Annotated in this window: 7 protein-coding genes; 5 read left to right on the top strand and 2 right to left on the bottom strand. The window is 70.0% G+C overall.

What is annotated here, in order from left to right; genetic code table 11:
- Nucleotides 1-370: 370 nt before the first annotated feature.
- From BN11_RS22520 to sucD, 5 genes are all read left to right on the top strand, one after another.
- Nucleotides 371-670: an immune inhibitor A domain-containing protein gene (locus BN11_RS22520; protein ID WP_235435414.1), complete on the top strand. Its 300-nt coding sequence runs from the start codon at nt 371-373 to the stop codon at nt 668-670.
- Nucleotides 671-842: 172 nt separating this feature from the next.
- A complete protein-coding gene (locus BN11_RS08200) occupies nt 843-1,343 on the top strand; it encodes an RNA polymerase sigma factor (RefSeq protein ID WP_048696482.1) in 501 nt (166 codons plus the stop codon).
- Complete coding sequence (locus BN11_RS08195) at nt 1,340-2,833, top strand: WD40/YVTN/BNR-like repeat-containing protein (RefSeq protein WP_048696480.1); 1,494 nt, start codon at nt 1,340-1,342, stop codon at nt 2,831-2,833. The genes BN11_RS08200 and BN11_RS08195 overlap by 4 nt, the downstream gene beginning before the upstream one ends.
- Nucleotides 2,834-2,985: 152 nt before the next feature.
- Nucleotides 2,986-4,179, top strand: a complete 1,194-nt coding sequence (gene sucC, locus BN11_RS08190) for an ADP-forming succinate--CoA ligase subunit beta (RefSeq protein WP_048696477.1) — start codon at nt 2,986-2,988, stop codon at nt 4,177-4,179.
- A 38-nt stretch (nt 4,180-4,217) separates the two neighbouring features.
- Entirely contained in the window at nt 4,218-5,111 is an 894-nt protein-coding gene (gene sucD, locus BN11_RS08185; RefSeq protein WP_048696475.1) for a succinate--CoA ligase subunit alpha, read from the top strand.
- A 60-nt stretch (nt 5,112-5,171) separates the two neighbouring features.
- Here sucD and BN11_RS08180 read toward each other — a convergent pair whose 3' ends face one another.
- Both BN11_RS08180 and BN11_RS08175 read right to left on the bottom strand, forming a co-directional pair.
- Nucleotides 5,172-6,215, bottom strand: coding sequence for a DUF418 domain-containing protein (locus BN11_RS08180; RefSeq protein WP_162213191.1), 1,044 nt, complete (start codon nt 6,213-6,215; stop codon nt 5,172-5,174).
- A gap of 36 nt (nt 6,216-6,251) precedes the next feature.
- On the bottom strand, nt 6,252-6,750 hold a 499-nt coding region (locus tag BN11_RS08175), incomplete at its 5' end, for a prepilin peptidase (RefSeq protein WP_083433616.1).

Here is a 6,750-nt window from a genome sequence, read left to right as displayed (position 1 = left end):
CGGCGAGGACGAGGCCCGCGGCGGCGATGGGAGCGGCAATCCGCGGGTCGCCGAGGCGGCGCAGAGTGCCCGGGCGCGCCGCAGCGTGCCGGCCGGTGTAACGGCTCACAGATGGTCCTTCGGATGGGGGCTGGGGGGAGCCCGGGGGAGGGGGACGCTCCCACCACGGTAGCGTGATCGTTTCGTTATCCAAAATTCAAGCATGTGTCACTGGACACGTCCGACGCCGTAGCTGCGGTATGCGGGCGCCAAGACGCCTGATGACCAGCACCTTTGACCTTGTCAAGGCGCGGGAGGTTAAGAGTTACTCAGTTGGAAGCTGTGGCTCGGCGGCAACGGCCGCACCGTCAGCGAGAACGCGTCCCAGTCGGTGACGATCCCCGCCTCGGCGACCACGGCGACCTTCACCTTCTGGGTGAGGATCGACACCGCCGAGACGACGAGCAGCACGGCATACGACACGATGAAGGCGCAGGTCATCTCCGGCACCACAACGACGACCCTGGCGACCTACTCCAACCTGTCGGCGACCGGTGGGGCCTTCGTCCAGAAGTCGTTCGACCTGACGGCATACAAGGGCAAGACGGTCACGGTGAAGTTCCTCTCGCAGGAGGATTCTTCGCTGCAGACCTCCTTCGTCGTCGACGACGTGGCGGTCACGACGAGCTGACGTTCGCCGCATACCCGAGGCGGGGAGGTGCCAACCGGGCCTCCCTGCCTCGCGCGTGCGCGACAAGTACGATTCACCGAGAAAAATTGGGGACCAACCGAGGGGGAGAGTGCGGCGTCAATGACGCATGACAACGATCGCGCTGCCTCGCGTCCGCCCCTGGGGGGTGAGCATGCCCTACGGAGCTGACGTCATCAGCGCCGACGAGGCAGCGGTCCGGGAGATCTACCGCGCCCACTACGGCATGCTCGCCGGCTGGTGCAACAAGCTCGTCGGCGACCGGGATCTTGCTCACGACGTCGCGACCGAGGCCTTCGTCCGGCTCCTGGCGCACTGGGGGGACGTCGCCGAACCGCGCGCGTGGCTCTACACCGCCGCCGCCAACATCATCCGCGACCACTGGCGCAAGAGGGGCCGCGAGCAGGTGGCCTACGGCAAGGTCGGGCACGACATCGAGACCGGGGCGGAGCCGGATCTCGCCCGCGATCTGTCGGTGCGGGCCGCTGTGCAGGCGCTGCCGGACCGGTTGCGCGTCAGCGTGATGCTGCATTACTTCGCCGACCTGTCGATCGCCCAGGTGGCGACGCAGCTCGGCAAGTCCGAGGGGGCCGTCAAACGTGATCTGTGGGATGCCCGGCAACGCCTGGCCGCCAGTTTGGAAGGTGCCCGATGAACGAGCGCGACTTCGTCGAAGAGTTCTTCGCCCGAGAACGCGAGGACATCACCCCGCTCGAGGGCGATGACGGACGCTGGGAGTCGATCGTCGTCGAGGCGCGGGGACGCCGGGGCGGTCGCGGCTCGCGCCGCTGGGTCGGGTATGCCGCGGGCCTGACCGCCGCGGTCACGCTCGCGGGGATAGGTGGCTGGCTGCTGCGCGGTGGCCTGCCCGGATCGGATCCCAACGACCCGCTGGCCAGCGCGACCAGTTCGGTGAGCCTGCCCACCAATACGCAGCGCTCGAGCGCCTCGACCAGTGCGCCCGTGGTTCCGCCGCCCGGGTCCTCCTCCAGCAGTGCAAGCACGCAGGCGACCACCGGGTCCGACGCCACTCAGTCGTCGACCTCGGGTAGCTCGTCTACGACCAACCCGACGAATCTGCCTGTGGGCCAAGACTTCTCGCTGATGTCCGTCAGCTACGCCGGCACGGACACGTTGCTGGCCATCGGGTCCGGCACCTGCTCGGGGCAGGCGTGCCCGGTCATCATCAAGTCGACCGACGACGGGCTGACGTGGCATTCCGCCGCCGCCATCCCCGGGGCGGACAGCCCGGGCCGCGGGGCGATGAGCTATGTCGGCAACGACCGCGCGTTCACCGGCATCCGGATGGCCAACCCCTCCGTCGGGTGGATCTTCGGTGGCAACATCATGAAGAGCACCGACGGCGGCGGCCACTGGGCGGCATACGACCACCGGGGCGCGGCGGTCGTGGACCTCGCCACCGACGGCAAGCAGGTCGTGCTCACGTCGGTGACCGGGGGGTGCGACGGGGCCAAATGCACCGGCGACGTGCTCATCGAAGGCGCGGCCATCGACGCCGCGGGGAGCACCGAGATCAAGCGCATCCCGATCGCGGTGCCGATCGACTCCGCCGATGTCGAGTTCACCCGCAGCGGCATTGCCGTCGTCCAGGTCACGACCGTGCCGACGGCCGAGCAGCCCACACCCCTGACCATGGCCTATGCCGTCGACGGCGGCCAGGTGAGCGAGTTCGGGGTCGGGTGCGAGACCGGCTACTGGCGCTACCTGGCTGCGGCTGGGGGCAGCGACGACTTCGCCGCATGCCTGATGCCGGGTGAGGGCCAGTGGACACTCGCCAAGACCAGCGGCTTCACCGGCGGCGACCCCGGCTGGGCCAAGATCGAGGGCGACCAGATCGGCCTCGGGCCCGGTGTCTTCAACTCCTTCGCCGCCACCGATGCGCAGAACCTCGTGGCGGCCTCCGGCGGCAGCGAGGGGCAGGGCACCATCCGCGTCTCGCACGACGGCGGCCGGACCTGGCGCGAGCCCAAACAAGCCCCGCCACTGCCCGACCGGGGCTGGCGCTGGGTGGCCTCGCCGGGCGCCGACTGGTTCTATGCCGTCCCCGCCGACGGCTTCCGCGGCTTCTGGCGCTCCACCGACAATGGCGAGACCTGGACCCGCGTCACCCTCGGGCCGCGCTAGGGGCCGGGTGGGGGTGAGCGGTCGGACTGTGCGCCGAGCGGGGGCGGTTGTGACGTGCTCGATGCGTGGTGTGGTCGGAAGCATCGAGGCTGACCCTCTAGGCTCGTAAGGCATCCCCGAACAGCGCACCGGAGCGAAGGACGGCCATCAGCGTGGATCTTTACGAGTACCAAGCTCGCGACCTTTTCGAGAAGCACGGCGTACCCGTCCTGGGCGGCGCGGTCGCGACGACCCCGGCCGAGGCGCGCGCGGCGGCTGAGACCATCGGCGCCAAGAGCGGCGGGGTGACCGTCGTCAAGGCGCAGGTCAAGACCGGCGGCCGTGGCAAGGCCGGCGGCGTCAAGGTCGCCAAGTCCGCCGACGAGGCCGAGCAGTATGCCGAGCAGATTCTCGGCATGGACATCAAGGGCCACACGGTCAAGAAGGTCATGATCGCCCAGGGCGCGCAGATCGCCGAGGAATACTACTTCTCCCTGCTGCTCGACCGCGCCAACCGCACCTACCTCGCCCTGTGCTCCAAGGAGGGCGGCATGGACATCGAGACCCTCGCCGTCGAGCGTCCCGAGGCGCTGGCCCGCATCCCCGTTGACCCCAATGTCGGCATCGACGACGCCAAGGCGGCCGAGATCATCCAGGCGGCGGGCTTCCCCGAGGCCGACCACGCCGCGCTCGCCAATGTGCTCAAGCAGCTGTGGGAGGTCTACCACGACGAAGACGCCACGCTCGTCGAGGTCAACCCGCTCGTCAAGACCGAGGACGGTCAGATCCTCGCCCTCGACGGCAAGGTCTCCATCGACGACAACTCCGCGTTCCGCCACCCGGAGCACGCCGAGTTCGTCGACCACTCCAAGACCGACCCACTCGAGGTGCTGGCCATCGAGAAGGGCCTCAACTACGTCAAGCTCGACGGCAACGTCGGCATCATCGGCAACGGTGCCGGACTGGTCATGTCCACCCTGGACGTCGTCGCCTACGCCGGTGAGGAGTTCACCGGGGGCGCGGCCAAGCCCGCTAACTTCCTCGACATCGGCGGCGGCGCCAACGCCGAGGTGATGGCCGACGGCCTCGACGTCATCTTCGAGGACGCCCAGGTCAAGGCCGTCTTCGTCAACGTCTTCGGCGGCATCACCGCCTGCGACGCGGTCGCCGACGGCATCGTGAAGGCCTACGACATCCTGGCGAGCCACGGCAAGGACCCCAAGCCGCTCGTGGTCCGGCTCGACGGCAACAACGCCGACCTCGGCCGGCAGATCCTCGACGAGGCGAAGCTACCCCTGCTCGAGCGGGTGGACACGATGGACGGTGCGGCCCGCCGGGTCGCCGAGCTGGCTGCGGCCGCGAACTGAACGCAAGAGACTACGGAACAGGACGGCATACAGCAGCCATGGCAATCTTCCTCACCGAGAACTCCAAGGTCATCGTTCAGGGCATGACTGGCTCCGAGGGTATGAAGCACACCGCCCGGATGCTGGCCTCGGGCACCAACGTCGTCGGCGGCGTCAACCCCAAGAAGGCCGGCACCACGGTCGACTTCCCCGAGGGCAAGCAGGTCCCCGTCTTCGGCGGCGTCAAGGAGGCGATGGACGCGACGGGCGCCGACGTGACCGTCATCTTCGTCCCGGCCGCCTTCACCAAGGCGGCGGTCGTCGAGGCGGTCGACGCCGGCATACCGCTCGCGGTCGTCATTACCGAGGGCGTGGCGGTCAGGGACACCGCCGAGTTCTTCAACTACAGCCTCGGCAAGGGCACCCGCATCATCGGCCCCAACTGCCCCGGCCTAATCAGCCCCGGCAAGTCCAACGCCGGCATCATCCCCGCCGACATCACCGGCCCCGGCCGCATCGGCCTCGTCAGCAAGTCCGGCACGCTGACCTACCAGATGATGTTCGAGCTCAACGACTTCGGCTTCTCCACCGGCGTCGGCATCGGCGGTGACCCGATCATCGGCACCACCCACATCGACTGCCTCCAGGCCTTCCAGGACGACCCCGACACCGACGCGATCGTCATGATCGGCGAGATCGGCGGCGACGCCGAGGAGCGGGCCGCGGCCTACATCAAGGAGCACATCACCAAGCCGGTCGTCGGCTATGTCGCCGGCTTCACCGCCCCCGAGGGCAAGACGATGGGCCACGCGGGCGCCATCGTCTCCGGCTCCTCCGGCACCGCGCAGGCCAAGAAGGAAGCCCTCGAGGCCGCCGGCGTCAAGGTCGGCAAGACCCCGTCCGAGACGGCCGCCCTGATGCGCGAGATCATGCAGGGCATCGCCGCGAAGTAACCTCACGAATCCGGGCCGTGGACTTGAACGTCCACGGCCCGGAGCCGTGCCCGGCAGGTTTCAGGCCTCCCGTCGCAGCAACCGCGGCGCCCGCAGCAGCACCTCCATCCGCCCGGTGAGCCCGGTGCGCCGCCACGCCCAGCAGCACCCGACGACGACGGCGAGCGTCAGGCCGAGCACCCACGGCCGGTCGTCGTCGAAACCTGGACCGGTCAGTTGCTGGAGCACCCGCAGGAGCAGGATCTGCAGGCTGTATGCCGTGAGGGCGAGTTGTCCGGTCGCCACCAGGGGCGCGAGCACGCCCGGCCGGTCGGTGCGGTGAGCGTCGCCGAAGCGGGCGAGCAGCCAGACGCACCCGATCGTCGCTCCAGCGGCGAACGCCGTGGAACCGAGCAGTTCGGCGTGATCGCCGGCATACGGCTGGCCCTGGTCGATGAGCCGGCCGCCGCCGTACGCCCCGACCGTCACGAGGGCGCACACCCCGACGGCCCGCAGACCGTCCCGCCCTCGAGCGCCGCCACGCGCGAACCAGACCGCCAGCGCGACTCCTACCAGGCCGTAGATCGCGAAGGACACCACCCGGTAGTGCACCCCCGCGGCGAGCCACAGCCCAATCGCGCGCCCCAGCGGGTCGAGGGTCGGGTGCTCGGCCAGCCAATGCCGGCTCGCCTCCATGACGAACGGCGAGATCAGCCAGAGGGCGCTCGCCCCGGCCAGCGCCGCCCGCCCGGGCCGCGCGGCCCGCCCGAGCAGGACCACCACCGGGGCGAGCACGATCGTCAGCAGTCCGAGGGTCTGCAGGACGACGTCGATGAACTGGTAGGCGGACTGCAGCACCTCTCCGATCGAGACGAGGCACGCGCCGCGGAAACCGTTGTCCGCCACGAAGGCGAGCCCGGAGGTGCCCCGGGCCTGCGCGGCCGACCACGCCAGGTGCAAGGATGCGCCGACAAGGGTGGCGAAGAGCGGGGCGGTGAGGTATTCGGCGGGCAGGTCGATCGGCCACGGCGACGTGTGGGCCAGGATCATCGTGCACACCGCGAGCCCGCGAGCCAGGTCGAGGCCGAGCAGCCGGCGGCTGCGGGGCCGGGCGGGCGTGGTCACGGCGAACATGGTGCGGTCATTGTGCGGCGGGTGTCGTCACTGCAGGGCGAGCAGCACCAGCGCGGCGGCGATCATGGCCGGCCCGAAGGCGATCCGGTCGCTGCGCGAGACCCGCCGCAACACCAGCAGCAGAGCCGCGGATGCGCCGGCGAGGATGAACGCGAGATAGGTCGCGACCGCGACCTGGGCCCAGCCGAACCAGCCGAGCAACATCCCGACCACTCCCGCGAGCGTGACGTCTCCCCGGCCCAGCCCGCGCCGCCGCGCCAGCCGGTGCAGGACGTAATAGAGCACCCACAGCGCCGCCCCCGCCTCCAGCGCACGCAGCAGCGCCGGCCAGTCGCCGGTGACGGCGCTGCATACCGTGAGCAACAGCGCGACGGCGGGATAGCACGGCCAGGTCACCACCCGCGGAAGCCGGTGCACGTCGAGGTCGATCGCCGCGAGCGCGACGCCGACGATCGCGGCCACCGCGCCGGTCACCCCGACCGGCCAGGCCCAGTCGCGCAGGCCGTATGCCGTCGCCCCCCCCGCC

This window comes from Nostocoides australiense Ben110, assembly GCF_001050535.1.
In the GTDB taxonomy this organism is placed as follows: domain Bacteria; phylum Actinomycetota; class Actinomycetes; order Actinomycetales; family Dermatophilaceae; genus Nostocoides_A; species Nostocoides_A australiense.
This window is presented reverse-complemented; position numbering and strand designations above follow the sequence as displayed.

What these genes read in the sequence shown, in the direction of transcription:
- BN11_RS08195 (WP_048696480.1), top strand. Translation starts at nt 1,340, where the DNA reads ATGAACGAGCGCGACTTCGTCGAAGAGTTCTTCGCCCGAGAACGCGAG.
- BN11_RS08200 (WP_048696482.1), top strand. Translation starts at nt 843, where the DNA reads ATGCCCTACGGAGCTGACGTCATCAGCGCCGACGAGGCAGCGGTCCGG.
- sucD (WP_048696475.1), top strand. Translation starts at nt 4,218, where the DNA reads ATGGCAATCTTCCTCACCGAGAACTCCAAGGTCATCGTTCAGGGCATG.